This is a genomic window from Arthrobacter sp. D1-29 (genome assembly GCF_054130585.1).
Genome location: NZ_CP096383.1, coordinates 1009567 through 1028124, shown reverse-complemented (window position 1 = coordinate 1028124; position 18558 = coordinate 1009567). Strand labels below are relative to the sequence as shown.

Sequence of the window (18558 nt, the reverse complement as noted above, 5' to 3'; positions counted from 1 at the left end):
CGACCTGTAACGGGCCGGACCAGGCGGGCCGGACTAGGCGCCAAGGACGGCCAGCGCTTCTTCAACGCTGTCCACCAGGAAGATGCTCTCTGCCATGGGCCGGCCGGCAGCCAGGCTGCGGAGCATGGGCCACGCCGGGTACTCGTGCTGCCAGTGCTGCCGCCCCACCAGCACCATGGGGGTAACAGCCTCGCGCGGGCTGTAGTAGTTCTCGCAGGCATCCTGGAAAATTTCCTGGACTGTGCCCGCCGCCCCGGGCAGGAAAACGATGCCGCCGTTGCACAGTTCCAGCAGGATGGCCTCCCGGATGGCGTTGGCAAAGTACTTGGCAATGTGCGTGGCGAAGTAGTTGGGCGGCTCATGTCCGTAGAACCACGTGGGGATTCCCAGCGACGGCGCACCGTCCGGAAAACGCTCGACGACGGCGGCCGCCGCCCGCGCCCACGCTGACACCGAGGGGCGGAAACCCGGAACCGAACCCAGGGAATCCAAAGCCTCCCTGAACTCAGGTTCTGTGACACCGCTGAGGTACGCTCCCAGGTTGGCTGCCTCCATCGCGCCCGGCCCTCCGCCTGTGGCCACCACCTTGCCGCTCTGCGCCAGCAGCCTGCCCAATGCGGCCGCCTGCGCATATTCCGGGGTTCCGCGCTGGGCAGCATGGCCCCCCATGACGCCCACCATGGTCCTTCCGACGCACACGTCCGAGCGGGTGAACTCTTCCAGCGCATCGCCGATCGCATGGTCGTGCAGCGCCGACGCCAAAGTGGAATCCAGCCGGTGGCGTTGATCAGGCTGGATGCTCCACTGGTAGACGAGTGCATCGGGGAGCTCCTCATAGGGTGCGCCCGCCAAGCCGGCATACAGCTCCTGCGGTGCGTAGAGTGTGGCCCGGTAGGGATCGAAGGGGACGCCGTGGAGCCGCGGGAAAATCAGTGCACCGCGCCGGCGCAGTTTGTCCTCGACCCCAGGGTCAAACGTGCATCCCAGGAAGATGGCGCCCTCCACATCCAGCCTGTCCAGTGCTGCCGACCTGCCACGGAGGTCAAGGGCCTGGGCATGCCAGCCCTGCATTTCCACGGCCCCCGCGCTAACCAGGCGGTCAAAGCTGTCCAGGCTTTCGACTTCAATGCTCCGGGGGCTGGGACCCAGGTTGCCCGAGAGGTTCACGCGGACCTACTCCGCTGCTCCGCCAGTGCCAGCTCCACGCTGGTCAGGCTGGCCGGGAATGATGTGCCTGTTCATGCACCCAGCCTAGTCAGGACGTACAGAGGTTGGGGCGTGGGTTCCTTGACCGCGGGACGGTCACTGTTATCATCGAAATAAGGCAGTATGTCCTATCAAGCGGACATACCTAAAACATATGAGCGCATATACAGCGGACACACTGCCAAACAGACGAGGGTGCCTGCACGCTCGCTCGTGGGGCGCAAAGGGAGCAAGCATGGCGAATCAACTCAATCTCAGCATCGACCGTTCGTCTCCTGTGCCGCTCTATCATCAGGTGGTCCAAGGCATCGAGGCTGCTATCAACACAGGCATTCTGGAGCCAGGGAGCCGGCTGGACAACGAGATCGACCTTGCAGCCAGGCTGAACCTGTCCCGGCCCACCATGCGCAAGGCCATGGACGAACTGGTCCGCTCCGGCCTCCTGGTACGGAAGCGCGGAGTAGGCACGCAGGTGGTGTCCAGCCAGGTCCGACGCCCCCTTGAGCTGTCCAGCCTCTTTGACGATCTCAGCAACAGCGGCAGTAAACCCACCACGGACGTGCTGTCCTTCAGTCACATCGAGGCCGACGACGCCACCCGCGAAGCCCTGCACCTCCCGGCGGGGGCAACAGTCTTTCATTTCACCCGGCTGCGGAAGGTGGGCGGCAAACCACTGGCGCTGATGGAAAACTGGGTCCGCGACGACATTACGGAGATCAGCGAGGAACTCCTGGCCAGCCAGGGCCTCTACGGAATCCTGCGCAATGGCGGCGTAAACTTCCGGCTGGCCACCCAAAGGATGGGTGCCGTGATTGCCAACGAGTACCAGGCCAAGCTTCTGGAAACAGCTCCGGGATCGGCCCTGGTAACCATGGAACGCACCGCTGTAGACGACACCGGCCGCAATGTGGAGACCGGCCATCACGTGTACCGCGCAGATTCCTACAGCTTTGAAATGACGCTGGTCCAGCGTTGACCAGCCAGCCTCCCGGACCATGCGGCCAGGGCGGCGTCACACACGAACCTTCGAAGGACAGACAAATGGCTGACTGGGTATATCCGCTGGGCTCCGCTGCTGACGGGAGCTGGGACATCTCGCTGGGGACTTCGGACTCTCCCCTGGCGGTCAAGGGGTGGGCACACACAGGACTAAAGGTGGCCACCTTGGCGGCGGGCGCCGGCGTCGAACTTCCCGCGGCGGGAGAAGAGCGCATCGTGGTGCCGCTCAGCGGATCCTTTATGGTCACGGTGGACGGTGAGAAGTATTTGCTGGCCGGACGCCCCAGTGTGTTCAGCGGCCCCACGGACGTGCTGTATTCCGGAACGGACAGAGCGGTCACCATCACCTCGCCAGAGGGCGGCCGGGTGGCCATCGCCACCGCCCCCGCACAGGTCCGGTACCCCACCAGGCTGATCACCGCCGCGGAAACCCCCGTTGAGCTGCGTGGCGCCGGCAACTGCTCCCGGCAAGTGCACAACTTCGGCACGCCGGCGGCGCTGGAGGCAGACCGTTTTATTGTTTGCGAGGTCCTCACCCCGGCGGGGAACTGGTCCTCCTACCCGCCCCACAAACACGATGAGGAAAAGGACGGCGAGACCCGGCTCGAGGAGATCTACTACTTCGAAACCCGTGTCGCACCGAATCTGGGCGGGCCCCGCAGGAAACAGGATCCCATCGGCTACCAGCGTGTCTACGCCTCGGACGAGCGGCCCATTGACGTCGCCGCAGAGGTACGCACCGGCGACGTTGTGCTCGTTCCCTATGGTTGGCACGGGCCGGCAATGGCGGCACCCGGGTATGACCTCTACTACCTCAACGTTATGGCCGGGCCCGGCCGGGTGCGCGACTGGCTCATCAGCGACGACCCCCACCACGGCTGGATCCGGCAGACCTGGTCGGGCCAGGTCATTGATCCGCGGCTGCCCTTCCGCGCCTAGCCTGCATCAGCCAGGCAGTTGCATCAGCAGGCTGCTGGATCAGCAGGCGGCTGGATCAGCAGGCGGCTGCATCAGCAGGCAGTTGCTTCAGTAGGCGGCTTGATCAGTAGGCTGCTGGCTCAGTAGGCGGCTGAATCAGTAGGCTGCTGGCTCAGTAGGCGGCTTGTTCAGTGTGTAGCTGGATCAGCGGGATGCGGCAGCAGGTTCGACGGCGGCAGGGGCCTTCGGGGACGCGTCCGCCATGGCGGCGGCAGGGGCCAGCTTGGCCGCCCTGGCAGCCACCGCCATAACGGCCAGGCCTGCAAGCGTAATGCCGGCCCCGGCCCAGATGGGCGACGTGTAGCCGAGGCCGGCCGTGATGGTCACCCCGCCGAGCCAGGCCCCGAGGGCGTTCCCTACGTTGAAGGCGCCGATGTTCGCACCCGAGGCAAGGGTGGGGGCACTGCTGGCGTATTTCATGACCCGCATCTGCAGGCCGGGGACGGCGGCGAATCCGAAGACGCCCATCAGGACGATTGAGGCCACGGTGAGGATCTGGTTGCCGGCCGTCAGGGCAAAGGACACGAGAACCACCACGAGAACGGCGAGGACAACTGTCAGGGTGCGGTCCACGTTTCGGTCGGCCGCCTTGCCGCCCAGGGTGTTGCCGATGAAAAGCCCCACACCGAAGAGGATAAGCAGCCATGGCACGGTGGAGGCGGTAAATCCGGACACTTCGGTCAGGGTGAAGGCGATGTACGTGAAGGCGCCAAACATGCCGCCGAACCCAAGAATGGTGACCAGAATGGACAGCCAGACCTGGCCGGAGCGGAAGGCACCCAGTTCACTGCGCAGGCTTCCGGGAGAGGTGTCCCCGTGTCCGGTCTTCGGCACCAGGGCCAGGATGCCCGCCAGGGCTATGACACCAATGACGGTGATGGCCCAGAAGGTGGAGCGCCAGCCTGCTGCCTGGCCAAGCATGGTGCCCAACGGCACGCCCAGGACGTTGGCGGCGGTGAGGCCTGTGAACATGATGGCGATCGCGCCGGCCTTTTTGGTGGGGGCAACCATGTCAGCGGCCACTACCGCCCCGATGCCGAAGAAGGCGCCGTGGGCAAGGGCGGCGACGATCCGTCCCGCCATCATCATCCAGTAGTCCGGTGCCGTGGCGGAGATCAGGTTGCCGGCAATGAAGAGCACCAGCAGCACGGCAAGCACAGGTTTGCGTTCCAACCGGGTCACGGCAGCGGTCAGCAATAGGGCGCCTACCACCACGGCGAGTGCGTAGCCAGAGATCAGCCAGCCGGCCGAGGCTTCAGTGACCTGGAAATCGGCTGCCACTTCGGGCAGCAGGCCCATGATGACGAACTCAGTGAGTCCGATGCCGAATCCGCCAAGGGCCAGGGCTATCAGGCCTGCGGGCATGGTGGCTCCTCCAGAAGTGTAAGGAAAAGAGATGGTGAGCGTAAGCTAGTAGTTGCAGACGCGGTATTTATTGTTGCACAAGCAGATATCACGCGCAAGCAACTAATCGCGGGCGAAGGAGGACAAGAGATGGGTATCAAGGACGACGCCGTAGAGGTCCGGGCGCAGGGATGGCGCACACTCGCGGCACTGCACGGGCTGATTGAAGGCGAGCTGGAAAGGTCGCTTCAGGCAGAGTCAAAGCTGTCAGTGGTGGAATACACCGTGCTGGACGCGCTCAGCCGGCAGGACGGCTGGCATATGAGGATGCAACAGCTGGCCCGCGCCACGGCGCTCAGCCCCAGCGCCACCACCCGGCTGGTTAACCGGCTTGAGGACCGGGGACTGCTGACCCGGATCCTCTGCGCCGACGACCGCCGCGGGATCTATACCGAACTCACCCCCAGCGGCATCACGTTGCTGGAGCAAGCACGGCCGGTCCACGACGCCACCCTGGAAAGGGCCCTGGCCGAAGCGATGGGCATCCCGGAACTGGCGCCCCTGGTCGATGCGCTCCCCCGGCTGCACGCAAACGCGCACCCCTAACCCCGGAGTTTTTGTCCATTTGTGGCGACTTTGAGCCCTTCCAACCCGCCGTATCTGGACGAAAACTCCGGCCGGGGGTGGGTTATTTATAGAGCGCCGGTTTGGGGTGCAGCCTGACGGCCACCTTCTCGCCGTTCTTCTGGGCTTCCACGCCTGCCTCGCAGCAGGCCGCTGTGGCGTAACCGTCCCAGGCGGAAGGACCGCCGAGTTCGCCGCGGCGGGTTGCATCCACCCAGGCCTGGATCTCGACGTCGTATGCTTCCACAAAACGCTCCACAAAGCCCGGCGTGACCTGTCCGCCCCAGCGGCCGGCGGTGCGGGTGTAGAGTCCCCTGTCGCCGCCGATGTTGACGATGCCCTCTTCGAATGTGGCCTGCGCGGCAACTTCGTACCCAAACCGGGCGTTGACGAAAATTTCCACGTCCGCCAGCACGCCGGACTCAGTCTCGATCAGGACATGCTGCGGATCGTGCTGGCCGGCTGGGGCGTTCCGGGTCGGCTTACCCATCCGGACCTGGACGCTGGTGATTTCCTCACCGGTGAAGAAGCGGATGGCGTCAAACTCATGCACTACCGAGTCGTTGATCAGCATCTCGTTGGTGAAACCCGGCGGGGTGTCGGGATTCCGGTGCTGGTGGTGGAGCATCAGCAGCTCGCCAAGGTCCCGGTCCCGAATGATCTTGCCCAAGGCTGCGTACTCGGCGTCAAAGCGGCGCATAAAGCCCACCTGGATGCACTTGCGGCCCAGTTCCTGCTCGGCCTGGACCACGCGCCAGGCCGAGGCAGCATCCGGAGTCATCGGCTTCTCGCACAGAATGGGCAGTCCCAAAGCCAATGCCTTGAGCAGGATCTCCTCGTGCAGGAAGCCCGGCGTGGCGATCAGGACAGCGTTGACGTCGCCGTTATTGAGCGCCTCATCGGCGTCCGTCAGAGCCACTGCACCGGGAATGCCCTCAATGGCGGACTGTGCGCGTGCCAGGTCAACGTCGACGACGGCGGCCACTTCAGCGCCGTTGATGCGGGTGTCGAGCCGCTGGATATGGTCCGCGCCCATGCGGCCAGCGCCGATCACAGCTACGCGAAGGGTATCGGTCATGATTTTGTCCTTACGATCAGGAATGGGCACAGCTTCTGGTTTCACTATGACTTTGCGATGCTAGCTGACGGCGGTACGCGAGCCGCAGGAGAGCAGATAATTGCGCGTGCGCTTGGCGATGGGCATGGGCACGTCGAAGTCCACCGGGTACATGTCCTGCTCCACGATCCCGAAGATGGGCTTCTCCAGCGCTTCGACTGCCTCAATCACAGCGCGCAGGTCTGGCAGCCCGCCCGGCGGCTCTGTCATCACACCAGCCAGGTTGGCCGCAGCCCAGGTCATATTCTCCTCATTGACCTTCCTGAGGATCTCCGGGTTGATCTGTTTCAGGTGGAGGTAACCAATACGGTCCGGATAATTCTTGATCAGCTCCAGGCTGGAGGCGCCGCAATATTCCGCGTGCCCGGTGTCCAGGCACAGGTTGACGTACTTGCTGTCGGTTGACGCCAGGAGGGTCTCAATATCCTCCTGGGCGCCCACATGGGAGTCGGCATGGGAGTGGAACTGCTGTTTCAGGCCGAAGTCCTCCAACAGGGTCTTGCCCAGCCGGTTGTGGCCTTCGAAGAGATCGTTCCAGGCCGTCTCGGTGAGCTTGCCGCTTTCCACGGCCTCGCCGGTGACGTCATCGCGCCACATCGCCGGGATGACCACCATGTGCTCGCCTCCCATGGCTGCTGTCAGCTCTGCCACCTTGCGGGCTGGCTCCCACGCTGTTTTCCACTGGTCCAGGCCACGGTGGAAGGCCGTGAATACCGTGCCCGCGGTGACTTTCAGGTCCCGCTGCTTCAGTTCCTCTGCCAGGCGGGTGGGGTCGGTGGGGAGATAGCCGTACGGGCCCAGCTCGATCCACTTGTACCCGGATTCGGCCACCTCGTCCAGGAAGCGTTCCCACGGGGTCTGCCGGGGATCGTCAGCGAACCACACGCCCCACGAGTCAGGTGCAGTGCCGATGATCAGCTTGTTCTCAGTCATAACAGCGTTGTCTTTCTTAGTGGTGGGCGCTGGGGCGTCAGTTGGAGGGGAAGTTGTAGGAGGCGCCGGAGGCGTGGGTGGGTTCGGGCCAGCGGGAGGTGACCACTTTGCCGCGGGTGTAGAAGGACACGCCTTCGGGGCCGTAGATGTGCTTGTCACCAAAGAGCGAGGCTTTCCAGCCGCCGAACGAGTGGTGCGCGACGGGGACGGGCAGCGGCACGTTGATGCCGATCATTCCGACGTCCACTGAGCGCTGGAACTTCCTGGCGTGCGCGCCGGAGGAGGTGAAGATCGCGGTGCCGTTGCCGTAGGGGTTGGCGTTGATCAGCCTGATCCCCTCCTCCAGGTCCTGAACGCGGACAACAACCAGCACGGGTCCGAAGATTTCCTCGGTGTACGCGGTCATTTCGGTTTTGACGTGGTCGATCACGGTGGGTCCGACCCAGAAGCCTTCCTCGTGGCCTTCGACGACGAGGTCCCGGCCGTCCACCACCATCGCCGCGCCCGCGGCTTCGGCTTCGGTGACGATCCGCACGATCCGGTCCCGGGACTCGGGCGTGATGACCGGGCCCATTTCGGCGTCGGGCGCGGTGCCGTTGTCCACCTTCACGCCCAGGGCACGCTCTTCGACCTTCTTCACAATCAGGTCGGCGGCGTCCCCGACAGCGACGGCGACCGAGATCGCCATGCAGCGTTCCCCGGCCGAGCCGAACGCCGCTGCGGCGAGGTGGTCGGCGGCGTTGTCCAGGTCGGCGTCGGGCATGACGATGGCGTGGTTCTTCGCCCCACCCAGGGCCTGGACGCGTTTGCCGTGCTTGGTGGCGGTCTCCTGGACGTACTGGGCGATCGGGGTGGACCCGACGAAGGAGATCCCGTCCACGTCCGGGTGGGTCAGGAGCCCGTCGACGGTTTCCTTGCCGCCGTGCAGGACCTGGAACACCCCATCCGGCAGACCTGCGTCCTTCCACAGCTTCGCCAGCAGCATGGACGCGGACGGATCGCGTTCGGAGGGCTTGAGGATGAACGCGTTGCCGGTGGCGATCGCCATCGGCGCCATCCACAGCGGCACCATCACCGGGAAGTTGAACGGCGTGATCCCGGCGACCACACCGAGCGGCTCGCGGAAGGAGAACACATCGATGCCGGTAGAGACCTGGTCCGAGTAGTCACCCTTGAGCAGCGTGGGGATGCCGCAGGCGAACTCCACCACCTCCAGGCCCCTGCCGATCTCGCCCTTCGCGTCGGAGAGGACCTTCCCATGTTCCGCCGTGATCAGCGCCGCGAGCTCATCCACATGGGAGGCAACCAGTTCACGGAACTTGAACAGCACATTGGTGCGCTTGGCCAGCGAAATATCGCCCCACGAATCAGCAGCGGCCCGGGCGGCGGCCACCGTGGCATCAAGATCCGCCCGGCTCGCCAGCCGCAGCTCCCCCGACACCGCACCCGTCGCCGGGTTGAACACGGGCTGGGTGCGGGTGCCCTGGCCGGCGGTCTCGGCGCCGTTGATGAAGTGGTTGATGGTGGTGGTGCTCTGATCAGTGATGGCAGTCATGGGACTCTTCCTTGAGGCAGCTAAACGGTGCAGTTCAGGGTTTGCAGAGGGGTTCAGCCCAGCAGTTTGCGCTGACGGGCCTTGTGTTGGGTGTAGGTTTCGAAGGCCTGGCGGGTGGAATCAAGTTCGGCGGCCTGGGAAACGGGTACGTCCCACCAGGACTCGGAGCTCGGGGCGTCCAGCAGCGGATCGGATTCAACGTGGATCAGGATTGGCCCTCCGCCCTCGGGCGCGGCCTTCGCATCGCGGATCGCCTGCTCGAGCTCGGCGATGACCTTCTCGCCCGGCTCGATCCGGGTGACCTTCACGCCCAGGCTTTGAGCGTTGAGGGCCAGATCAACGGGGAGCCTGTCGCCGTCGTCGAAGCTGTGCCGTTCCGCGTCAAGCTTCCGGTACTTGGTGCCGAACCGTTGGGATCCAAGGGACTCGGACAGGGAGCCGATGGAGGCGTACCCGTGGTTCTGGATCAGGACCACGATCAGCTTGATCCGTTCGGCGACGGCGGTGACCAGTTCGGTGTGCATCATCAGGTACGAGCCGTCCCCGACCATCACCACGACGTCGCGCTGGGTTCCGCCGGCTGCGGCCTCAGCCAGCACCGCGCGCTTGACGCCCAGCCCGCCGGGGATTTCGTAACCCATGCAGGAGTAGGCATACTCGACGTGGTAGCCGAACGGATCCCGGACCCGCCACATCTTGTGCAGGTCCCCGGGCAGCGAACCGGCAGCGCAGACCACCACATCTGGATCGTCCATGGCGCGGCGGGTGGCGCCGATGATCTCGTTCTGCGACGGCAAAGGGGTAAACCGCGTATCGGACGCCTCGTCGACCGTGGAATCCCAACGCTGCTTTCCGGCGGCAACGGCCTGCTCCAGGTCCGCACCCACGCGGTAGCCGCCCAGCGCCCGGTTGAGCTTGACCAGTGCCTTGCGCGCATCGGCAACGATGGGCAGGGAGGTCCCGTGCTTGTAGGCATCAATCGGAGCGACGTTGATGTTGACGAACCTAACGTCCGGGTTCTGGAACGCCGTCCGGGACGCGGTGGTGAAGTCCTCATACCGCGTCCCGATTCCGATAATCAGGTCCGCCTCGGCAGCGATGGCGTTGGCCGCCGTCGTGCCCGTGGAACCAACAGCGCCGAGGGAGAACCGGTGATCCCAGGGCAGGACGCCGACGCCGGCCTGGGTGTTGGCCACCGGAATGCCGGTCAGGTCGGCAAGCTTCGCCAGTTCCTCGTTCGCGTAGGCGTAGAGGACACCGCCGCCGGCGATGATCAGCGGGCGCTTCGCCGCCCGGATCACCGCTGCAGCACGGGCGATGTCGTCGTCGTCGGCGTCCGGGCGGCGGATCCGCCACTCCCGCTCAGCCAGGAAATCCTCCGGCACATCAAAGGCCTCGGCCTGGACATCCTGGGGCAGCGAGATGGTCACCGCCCCGGTTTCCGCCGGGTCTGTCAGGACCCGCAGGCCGTGATGGAAGGCTGAGAACAGCTGTTCCGGCCGGGACACCCGGTCAAAGAATTTCGACAGCGGCCGGAACGCGTCATTGACAGTGATGTCGTAGGCCTCCGGACGTTCAAGCTGCTGCAACACAGGATCTGCCACGCGCGTGGCGAACGTGTCGGACGGCAGCAGCAGCACGGGAAGCCTGTTGGTGGTGGCCAAAGCCGCGCCGGTGAGCATGTTCGAGGAGCCGGGCCCGATCGAGCTGCTGACCGCGAACGTCTGCCGGCGGCGGGTGTGCCGGGCGTACCCCACCGCTTGGTGGACCTGCGCCTGCTCATTCCGGCCCTGGTAATACGGCATCACAGCAGGATCAAACTGCTGGTACTGCTTCAAAGCCTGGCCCACACCGGCCACATTGCCGTGCCCAAAGATCCCGAACATCCCCGGAATCAGGCGCTCACGGTACTCGGCTCCGCCCACTGAATCAACGGTGTACTGGTTGGAGAGATACTCGACGACGGCCTGCGCCACCGTCATCCTGCGGGTTCCTGTTTGCATGGGCTACTCCGATACTTGTGCAGGGACTCTGCCCGCAGTGTTCTGATGCTCTGGCTGCTCTACCCGGTTCGCGTGCCGGAGCAGGCTGGCCGCGGTAGCCACGGCACCGCCCACATCGCCGTCCTGCGGATACAACAGGGTCCGTCCTACTGTCAGCCCCTGCACGTTCGGCAGCGCCAGTGCCGCCTGCCAGCTGGCAAACACCTCATCCTGGGTTCCCTCCGGGTCTCCACCGAGGAGCACGGTTGGCAGCGTGGTGGCTGCCATCACGCGTTCCATCTCCGCCACCACCGGGAGTTTAAGCCAGGTGTAGGCACTGGTGGAGCCGAGCCCCTGGGCGATGGCCACCGACTTGATCACGGCGTCAGGGGAAAGGTCGTTGCGGGCCTTGCCTTCTTCGCGCACGGAGAGGAACGGTTCCACCATCGCGATAAGCTTGCGCTCCGCGAGGGAATCGATGACCTTGGCGGTGGCCTCCAGCATGGATACCGTGTCCGGATCGCCCAGGCAGATGCGGGTGAGCATCTTGCCGCCGTCGGCGCCGAGCGCTTCCAACGCTTCGGCCGTGTGCCCGGTGAAGCGGTCATCAAACTCGTTGACCAGACCGGCCAGGCCGCCGCGGTTCATCGAACCGAAGACCAGCTTGCCTTCAAGGGCGCCAAGCAACAGCAGGTCGTCCAGGATGTCGGGCGAGGCGAGCACCCCGTCCACGTCAGGGTTGGCCAAAGCAACCCTCAAGCGGTCCAGGAGCTGGCGGCGGTCAGCCATGGCCACAGGATCCTCGCCAACCCCCAGGGCTCCGCGGGCGGGATGATCGGCCGCAACAATGAAGTTCTGTTTGCCGAACTTGGGGCCCGGATGCCGACGGCGGTCGCGGGCTGCGCGGGCAACAGCTTCGGGATCCTCCAGCCGGATGATGCTGAGGTGCTGGTAGCGGCGCGGATCGTCACTAATCTCGGCGACGGAGGGAACGGGGTTCGGACTCACAGCACTGCCCTTTCCGTGGCAACGTGACCCCGCGGGAGCCGTCCACGGTCCGCCAGCAGCGAGGTGACCTCGGCCGGCGTCGGCATGGCGTCAGCGCAGGACAAACGGGACGCGACGATTGCACCTGCCGCGTTGGCGTAGTCCAGGACCTGGCCCAGTGGCCAGCCGGACAGCAGCCCGTGGCAGAAGGCCCCACCGAACGAGTCTCCGGCCCCCAGTCCGTTGACGGTTTCCACCGGAACCGGAGCCGACACCACACGCTGGCTGCGGGTTTTAGCCATCACCCCCTCGGCTCCAAGCTTGACCACGGCGATTTCGACGCCGGCCGCCAGCAGCCTGTCAGCCTGTTCATCGGGGGTCCCCTCACCCACGGCCACCGCGCATTCCCTGTCGTTACCGATCGCGACGGTCACGTGTGGCAGGATTTTGGCGACTTCGGCCCGGGCTTCCTCTTGGGAGGTCCAGAACATGGGTCGGTAGTCGAGGTCCAGGATGGTGAACTGGCCATCCTTGAGCCCGGTGCGTGGCCGCGCCTCATGGGCCTTCAGATGGGCGGTGCGGCTGGGTTCCTGGCACAGGCCGGTCACCGTGGACCAGAAGATTCCGGCGTCCCTGATGGCGTCCAGGTCCAGTTCTTCGGCGGCAATTTGGAGGTCCGGCGCGGTGGGAAGGCGCCCATAGAAGTACAGCGGAAAATCCTCCGGCGGCTTGATGGCGCAGAACGTCACAGCCGTGGGCCACTCCTTCACGGCGGAGACGAAGGTGTTATCCACGTTGAACTTCCGCAGTTCCCGGCGAAGGTAGTTTCCGAAGGCGTCGTCGCCGGTCCGGGTGATCACACCGGTCCGCCGGCCATGGCGGGCAGCCGCCACCGCAACATTGGACGGGGAGCCACCGAGGTACTTACCGAAGGACGTGACATCCTCCAGGTCCACGCCGATGTCATTCGGGTAGATATCAACGCTGATTCGCCCGATGGTGAGCAGTTCGTGGTTCACGGTGAGGGTGGACCTTTCTGGTGTCAACGGTGCCTCCGGGGCGCCCCGGCAGCGCCTGCAGCCCTGGCCGGAGTGTCAGGCATCCCAGTGAGCGGGCCACATCACCACTCTGCCCTAGAACCTCGGCCCTGTCAAAGTTTGTACTGACATACTGACATCATGCCCGCGAATCGGCTCCAGGGGAATTTTCAGGAAGGTTCTTGACCGGTTTCGGGAGGCGTCCTATTGTGGTTAACAACCAAAAGGTTGATCAACGTATTAATTGGTAAATGAATCGGTTGATATAAGCATGAAAGGCCTGACCTCGATGAACGCGGACGCTGGATCCCTGGACTCGGCCTTTATGGCCTTGGCCGATCCGGTGCGCCGCAGCATCATCGCCCGGCTCAGCCGGGGTCCGGCCACTGTGAATGAACTGGCGGAACCCTTTGCGATCACCAAACAGGCGGTCTCAAAGCACATCCAGGTCCTCGAGCAGGCGCAGCTAGTGACCCGTACACGGGATGCGCAGCGCCGGCCCGTCCACCTGAATCCCGCACGGTTGGAGGCGCTCACAGCATGGATCGACCAATACAGGTTGGTTCGTGAAGGGCAGTTCCGCAGCCTCGACGCCGTGCTCCAATCAAAGGCCGCAGCGAGCGGCAAGCAGGCAAAGGACTCATCATGAGCAATTCCCTGAAACTCAACATCCCGGACGGCCTCCCCTTCATCGACTTCGAGCGGGAGTTCGATTACCCGGTGGATGACGTGTTCCGCGCCCACAAAGAGCCCGAGCTCATCGCTCAGTGGCTGGGTCCGCGCGGCTACAAAATGGACGTTGACCACTACGATTTCCGGACCGGCGGCAGCTACCGGTATCTCCACACCGGGCCGGACGGCGTTGGCTACGAATTCAGCGGCGTCTTCCATACCGTCCGGGAGAACGAATTCGCCATACAGACCTTCGAATTCGGCGGCTACCCTGACGTGGTCAGCATCGAATTCCTCACTTTCGAGGATCTGGGTGGAGGGCGCTGCCGGGTCCGGGGCCACTCCGTCTACCCCACTATGGAGGCCCGCGACGGCATGGCGCAGTCCGGCATGGAGGGCGGCATGACCGAAGGCTACGAACGGCTCGACGAACTCCTGAGCAGCGCGAAAGTCTAGGACCGACAGAGTCAGAACCTATGGAGTACGACGGCGGTGGCTCACCTTACCGGCGAACCGAACCGGCCGTCGTCGTACTCTATCGAAAGGCTCTACAGAAAGCGCGGGCTTACAGAAAAGCGCGGGGATACGGAAAAGCGCGGGCATACGGAAAAGCGCGGGGCCACCTCCGTCCTGACGGACGGCAGGTGACCCCGCGCTTTTCGTGCTGTGCGACTTTTGGAACTTAGAGGGCTGCGTAAACTTCGCGCAGCAGCGTGGCGGTCTCGGACGGCGTCTTGCCGACCTTCACACCAGCGGCCTCGAGGGCTTCCTTCTTGGCCTGGGCGGTTCCGGCGGAACCGGAAACGATGGCGCCGGCGTGGCCCATGGTCTTGCCTTCGGGTGCGGTGAAGCCGGCCACGTAGCCAACAACCGGCTTGGTGACGTTGGCCTTGATGAAGTCGGCTGCACGCTCTTCAGCGTCGCCACCGATTTCGCCGATCATGACGATCGCCTTGGTTTCGGGGTCGGCCTCGAACGCGGCCAGGGCGTCGATGTGCGTGGTGCCGATGATGGGGTCGCCGCCGATGCCGATGGCGGTGGAGAAGCCAAGGTCACGCAGTTCGTACATCATCTGGTAGGTCAGGGTTCCGGACTTGGAAACCAGGCCGATGGGGCCCTTGCCCGTGATGTTGGCCGGGGTGATGCCCACCAGGGCCTCACCCGGGGTGATGATGCCGGGGCAGTTCGGGCCAATGATGCGGGTGACCTGGTTGCCGTCGGCGTCAACCTTGGACTGGGCCAGTGCCCAGAACTCGGCGGAATCCTGGACCGGAACGCCTTCGGTGATGACAACCACCAGGCCGATGCCGGCCTCGATGGCTTCCACAACGGCGTTCTTGGTGAACGCCGGCGGCACGAAGACGATGGAAACGTCAGCGCCGGTCTCGGCCATGGCTTCCTTGACGGTGCCGAAAACGGTGATTTCGTTCTCACCATGCAGCACGGTGGTGCCGGCCTTGCGGGCGTTGACGCCGCCAACAATGTTGGTGCCGGCCTTCAGCATCAGGGCGGTGTGCTTGGTGCCTTCGCCGCCGGTGATGCCCTGGACGATGACCTTGGAGTCCTTGTTCAGATAGATAGACATGGTGCGTCCCTTTACTTAGCTGCGTTGGCGAGCTCGGCGGCCTTGTCGGCGCCCTCGTCCATGGTGGCGGCCAGGGTAACCAGCGGGTGGTTGGCCTCGGCCAGGATGCGGCGGCCTTCCTCGACGTTGTTGCCGTCGAGGCGGACTACCAGCGGCTTGTTCGCGGAGTGGCCCAGCTCAGCCAGCGCACCAACAATGCCCTTGGCGACGGCGTCACACGCGGTGATGCCACCGAAGACGTTCACGAACACGGACTTGACCTGCTCGTCGCCGAGGATCACGTCGAGGCCTGCAGCCATGACCTCGGCGGAAGCTCCACCGCCGATGTCCAGGAAGTTTGCGGGCTTGACGTTGCCGTGGTTCTCACCGGCGTAGGCAACAACGTCCAGAGTGGACATGACCAGGCCTGCACCGTTACCGATGATGCCCACTTCGCCGTCCAGCTTGACGTAGTTGAGGTCCTGGGCCTTGGCCTTGGCCTCAAGGGGGTCAGTGTCTTCCTTGTCTTCAAGGAGGGCGTGCTTGGCGTGGCGGAATTCGGCGTTCTCGTCCAGCGAGACCTTGCCGTCCAGTGCCACGATCTCGCCTTCGCCGGTCTTCACCAGCGGGTTGACCTCAACCAGGGTGGCGTCTTCCTTCTTGAAGACGTCCCAGAGCTTGAGGATCACAGCGGCCACCTTGCCGCGAAGTTCCTCAGCGAACCCTGCGGCCGCAACGATTTCGTCAGCCTTTGCCTGGTCGATGCCAATGGCAGGATCGATGGCAATCTTGGCCAGCGCTTCCGGGCGTTCGACGGCGAGCTGCTCGATGTCCATGCCGCCTTCAACCGAGCACATGGCCAGGTAGTTGCGGTTGGCTCGGTCCAGCAGGACGGAGAAGTAGTACTCCTCGGCGATGTCGGCACCCTGGGCAATCATCACCTTGTTGACGGTGTGGCCCTTGATGTCCATGCCCAGGATGTTGGTGGAGTGCTCAAGTGCCTCATCGGCGGTCTTGGCAACCTTGACGCCGCCGGCCTTACCGCGGCCACCGGCCTTGACCTGGGCCTTGACGACAGTTACGCCGCCGATCTTCTCGGCTGCTGCCTTTGCTTCTTCTGGGGTGTACGCCACGATGCCAGCAAGCACGGGTACACCGTGCGCCTCGAACATATCGCGCGCCTGGTATTCAAACAGGTCCACGGTTTAGTGTCCTTCTACGTCGAAGTAGTTTCTGTACAGTCGGACACCATCGAAGACGATGACCGGGCTGCGGATTGCAAGCGCCTGAGACTGGTTGGAAACGAGCCACGCGGCGCAATGCTCCTCTCGAACTCTAGTCCTTTCTGGGGACGGGCCCGTCCCAGAGTACCGCTTATGTGAGTAACGACACTATTCTATGGAGCGTAGAAAAACCCCGGAATTACGCGGATTTTGAGGGCCCTGCCGGTGCCCCAACCCCGGTTTCCGGGGCCTTCGAAATAAGTTCGTAGCTTCCCCGGGAAACAAAAAATGCCACGCCCGCGGACACATTTCCGCATGCCACGCCGCCGTTGTAGGCAGAACAGCGGAGCCCGTTCCGTTCGATGTTCTGCCCCTCTGCCAGCACCGGAAGCTGAGTCAATGGTCCGCTCTGGCTCCCCTTCGGTCCGTACGCAGCCTCCATTTGTGTGACGCCGGAGCGGCATTCCCCATAACTGGCGGTCTCCGGCGTCAGCAGCGCCGTTCCGCCCAGGTAGCCCAGTCCGGTGCCCGCGCAGTCGTCCTTCACGTCCTTTGCTGCAGGCTTCACGTAGACGGCCAGCTCGCAGTGGGCAACTGGCACGGTGGCCAGCTTGTTGTTGGCGCTGTCGCTGAAGCTGTTCTGCTCATACGGGAGGTCGATGTGCTCCCCGCGCGCCGATGTCAGCGAGCAGACAACGTTCCGGTCCTCGGTGATAAAGGAGATGACGTCCTGTCCCTGGGAAAAATCGCCCGAGTCTGCCAGGGGTGCCTGTTCCAGCTGTTCCAGGGCGGGCAGCGGCGGGGGCGGAACGTACCCGGGGTCCTCCGTGGTGATGGTGCACGCCGTGGCGGTCAGCAAAAAGAGGGCGGCCAGAATCCCCCATACAGTCGGTCGCATGGGCTCCATTATGCGGCATTGATCAAAGCTCAGCCCCCGGCGGGACCCACAACGCCCTCCACGACGTCGGCAGCGGCTTCGGCCGGATCCTGCGCCTTGAACTGTTCGCTCATGTGCCGGGCCCTATTTTTCCAGCCTGGTTCTGTGAGGACCTGGGTGACTGCCTTGGCAATGTCGCCGGGTTTTGGCGACTCTGTTCTGAGGCTAATGCCCACCCCTGCGTATTCCACCCTGGCGTTGACGTCGCTTTTGCCCTCGTTAATGCCCGCGACCACCAGTGGAACGCCCTTTGACAGGCTTAGCTGTACCCCACCAAACCCGCCGTTGCTGATGAAGACATCGGCGAACTCGAAGACCTGGGCAAAATCCACGTAGTCCCGCACGATGATGTTGGGTTGCGGGTACCGTGCCTTGAGCGCCTCCGTGCCGCGGCCCCCCGTGGCAACAATCACCAGCGCGTCCATGTCCTTTACGGCTTCCAGGGCCGGAACGATGAGCTTGTTGTGGTCCAGGTTGTCCACGGTTCCCTGGGTAACCAGGAAAGTGTTGGGGTAAGTCGCCCAGCCATTGTCACGGCCTTCGGAACGGTCAGTGGCAGGGGCGCGGTAGGGCGGCAGCGCTCCGACGTAATGGACTTTGGCATTCACGTTCCGGCGGGGGAAATCCAGGGACTCCGGTCCAGTCTGGATGATGGCCGCCGAGCAGCGGTACGGCTCATCAGTCAACCTGCCATGCCGGGGCACTTCCTGCCCGTACGCGGCGTGCTGGCGGCGGTAGCTGAGACTGGCAGGCCTGAGAATGACCTTGTCGGAGAGCAGCCCGGCTGCGGTCTGCAGCACCTTTTCTCCCGGGTTCCGCGGCGGTTTGAACCCGAAAAAGAGCGGCGGCACCAACGGATCACTTTCCATGTTTGGAACCGCCACGAAGCTCACCACCGGCTTTCCCAGCAGACGTGAAGCAAGCCGCTGGATAAACATGGAGCTGTCCGCGACCACAACGTCAAACGGGAAGTCCTGCTGCAGTTCCTTGATGTCCTCGAAGAAATTGGTGATGTTGCTGGCGAAGATCTTTTCGCCGTCGAAGCCGATCGCCCGGGGCCCCTTCAGTTTGGCCCGTTCCGGGTACAGCTCATTGAGGTTGTCCGCCCGGTGCTCAATGGCGCGGCGGAAGGGGAAATGCGCAATGCCGAGCTGGCCGAGCTTCTCCGCGAACACGGGGCCGGTGTACCACGCAACGTTGTGGCCCCGCTCCTTGAGGCGGACGGCCACGCCTGTCATCGGATTGAAGTGGCCGTCAACGGCCTGGCTGGCGAAAAGGATATTCATTGTCCATCCCCATGTGTCCGTTGCGCGCTGCCCTGCTTCGGTTTTCCCTTCGAAGCTGTCCGCGCATGATGCGCGCAGCTGCCTGGAAAGGATTCCTGAACTGTAGTCCTCAAG

Annotated in this window: 17 protein-coding genes; 5 read left to right on the top strand and 12 right to left on the bottom strand. The window is 64.0% G+C overall.

Going from position 1 to position 18558, the window contains the following annotated elements; genetic code table 11:
• Positions 1-33 precede the first annotated feature (33 nt).
• Positions 34-1167: an LOG family protein gene (locus tag M1E17_RS04850; protein ID WP_457965825.1), complete on the bottom strand. Its 1134-nt coding sequence runs from the start codon at positions 1165-1167 to the stop codon at positions 34-36.
• A 274-nt stretch (positions 1168-1441) separates the two neighbouring features.
• Here M1E17_RS04850 and M1E17_RS04845 point away from each other — a divergent pair, with 274 nt between their 5' ends.
• The gene (locus M1E17_RS04845; protein WP_457965823.1) at positions 1442-2182 is read left to right on the top strand and encodes a GntR family transcriptional regulator; all 741 of its coding nucleotides are present in this window, start codon (positions 1442-1444) and stop codon (positions 2180-2182) included.
• A gap of 65 nt (positions 2183-2247) precedes the next feature.
• A complete protein-coding gene (iolB, locus tag M1E17_RS04840; RefSeq protein ID WP_457965822.1) occupies positions 2248-3144 on the top strand; it encodes a 5-deoxy-glucuronate isomerase in 897 nt (298 codons plus the stop codon).
• Positions 3145-3327: 183 nt separating this feature from the next.
• Here the strand turns inward: iolB and M1E17_RS04835 are convergent, their stop codons facing one another.
• Entirely contained in the window at positions 3328-4548 is a 1221-nt protein-coding gene (locus tag M1E17_RS04835; RefSeq protein WP_457965821.1) for an MFS transporter, read from the bottom strand.
• Positions 4549-4677: 129 nt separating this feature from the next.
• Here M1E17_RS04835 and M1E17_RS04830 point away from each other — a divergent pair, with 129 nt between their 5' ends.
• The gene (locus M1E17_RS04830) at positions 4678-5133 is read left to right on the top strand and encodes a MarR family winged helix-turn-helix transcriptional regulator (RefSeq protein WP_457965819.1); all 456 of its coding nucleotides are present in this window, start codon (positions 4678-4680) and stop codon (positions 5131-5133) included.
• An 82-nt stretch (positions 5134-5215) separates the two neighbouring features.
• Here M1E17_RS04830 and M1E17_RS04825 read toward each other — a convergent pair whose 3' ends face one another.
• From M1E17_RS04825 to iolC, 6 genes are read right to left on the bottom strand one after another with little or no spacing between them, the layout of a single operon-like run.
• Complete coding sequence (locus M1E17_RS04825; protein ID WP_457965818.1) at positions 5216-6229, bottom strand: Gfo/Idh/MocA family protein; 1014 nt, start codon at positions 6227-6229, stop codon at positions 5216-5218.
• Between the two features lie 60 nt (positions 6230-6289).
• Complete coding sequence (locus M1E17_RS04820) at positions 6290-7201, bottom strand: sugar phosphate isomerase/epimerase family protein (protein ID WP_457965816.1); 912 nt, start codon at positions 7199-7201, stop codon at positions 6290-6292.
• 37 nt (positions 7202-7238) lie between these two features.
• Positions 7239-8756, bottom strand: coding sequence for a CoA-acylating methylmalonate-semialdehyde dehydrogenase (locus M1E17_RS04815; RefSeq protein ID WP_457965814.1), 1518 nt, complete (start codon positions 8754-8756; stop codon positions 7239-7241).
• A gap of 53 nt (positions 8757-8809) precedes the next feature.
• Positions 8810-10759 (bottom strand): 3D-(3,5/4)-trihydroxycyclohexane-1,2-dione acylhydrolase (decyclizing), encoded by a 1950-nt coding sequence (iolD, locus tag M1E17_RS04810; protein WP_457965812.1) that lies wholly within the window; start codon positions 10757-10759, stop codon positions 8810-8812.
• 3 nt (positions 10760-10762) lie between these two features.
• Positions 10763-11746, bottom strand: coding sequence for a Cgl0159 family (beta/alpha)8-fold protein (locus tag M1E17_RS04805; RefSeq protein ID WP_457965811.1), 984 nt, complete (start codon positions 11744-11746; stop codon positions 10763-10765).
• Positions 11743-12744: a 5-dehydro-2-deoxygluconokinase gene (gene iolC / locus M1E17_RS04800; protein WP_457965809.1), complete on the bottom strand. Its 1002-nt coding sequence runs from the start codon at positions 12742-12744 to the stop codon at positions 11743-11745. Before iolC ends, M1E17_RS04805 begins: the two co-directional genes overlap by 4 nt.
• A 307-nt stretch (positions 12745-13051) precedes the next feature.
• Here iolC and M1E17_RS04795 point away from each other — a divergent pair, with 307 nt between their 5' ends.
• Both M1E17_RS04795 and M1E17_RS04790 read left to right on the top strand, forming a co-directional pair.
• On the top strand, positions 13052-13411 hold the full coding sequence (locus M1E17_RS04795) for an ArsR/SmtB family transcription factor (protein ID WP_457967568.1): 360 nt from the start codon (positions 13052-13054) through the stop codon (positions 13409-13411).
• Positions 13408-13890 carry an SRPBCC family protein gene (locus tag M1E17_RS04790; RefSeq protein ID WP_457965808.1) on the top strand — a complete coding sequence of 161 codons (483 nt, stop codon included), beginning with the start codon at positions 13408-13410 and terminating at the stop codon, positions 13888-13890. The genes M1E17_RS04795 and M1E17_RS04790 overlap by 4 nt, the downstream gene beginning before the upstream one ends.
• Positions 13891-14116: 226 nt before the next feature.
• Here M1E17_RS04790 and sucD read toward each other — a convergent pair whose 3' ends face one another.
• From sucD to M1E17_RS04770, 4 genes are all read right to left on the bottom strand, one after another.
• Positions 14117-15019, bottom strand: coding sequence for a succinate--CoA ligase subunit alpha (sucD, locus tag M1E17_RS04785; protein ID WP_457965807.1), 903 nt, complete (start codon positions 15017-15019; stop codon positions 14117-14119).
• 11 nt (positions 15020-15030) lie between these two features.
• Positions 15031-16200 carry an ADP-forming succinate--CoA ligase subunit beta gene (gene sucC / locus M1E17_RS04780; protein ID WP_457965806.1) on the bottom strand — a complete coding sequence of 390 codons (1170 nt, stop codon included), beginning with the start codon at positions 16198-16200 and terminating at the stop codon, positions 15031-15033.
• 220 nt (positions 16201-16420) lie between these two features.
• Positions 16421-17128 (bottom strand): hypothetical protein, encoded by a 708-nt coding sequence (locus tag M1E17_RS04775; protein ID WP_457965805.1) that lies wholly within the window; start codon positions 17126-17128, stop codon positions 16421-16423.
• Between the two features lie 20 nt (positions 17129-17148).
• Positions 17149-18444, bottom strand: a complete 1296-nt coding sequence (locus M1E17_RS04770) for a glycosyltransferase (RefSeq protein ID WP_457965803.1) — start codon at positions 18442-18444, stop codon at positions 17149-17151.
• Between the last annotated feature and the right edge of the window lie 114 nt (positions 18445-18558).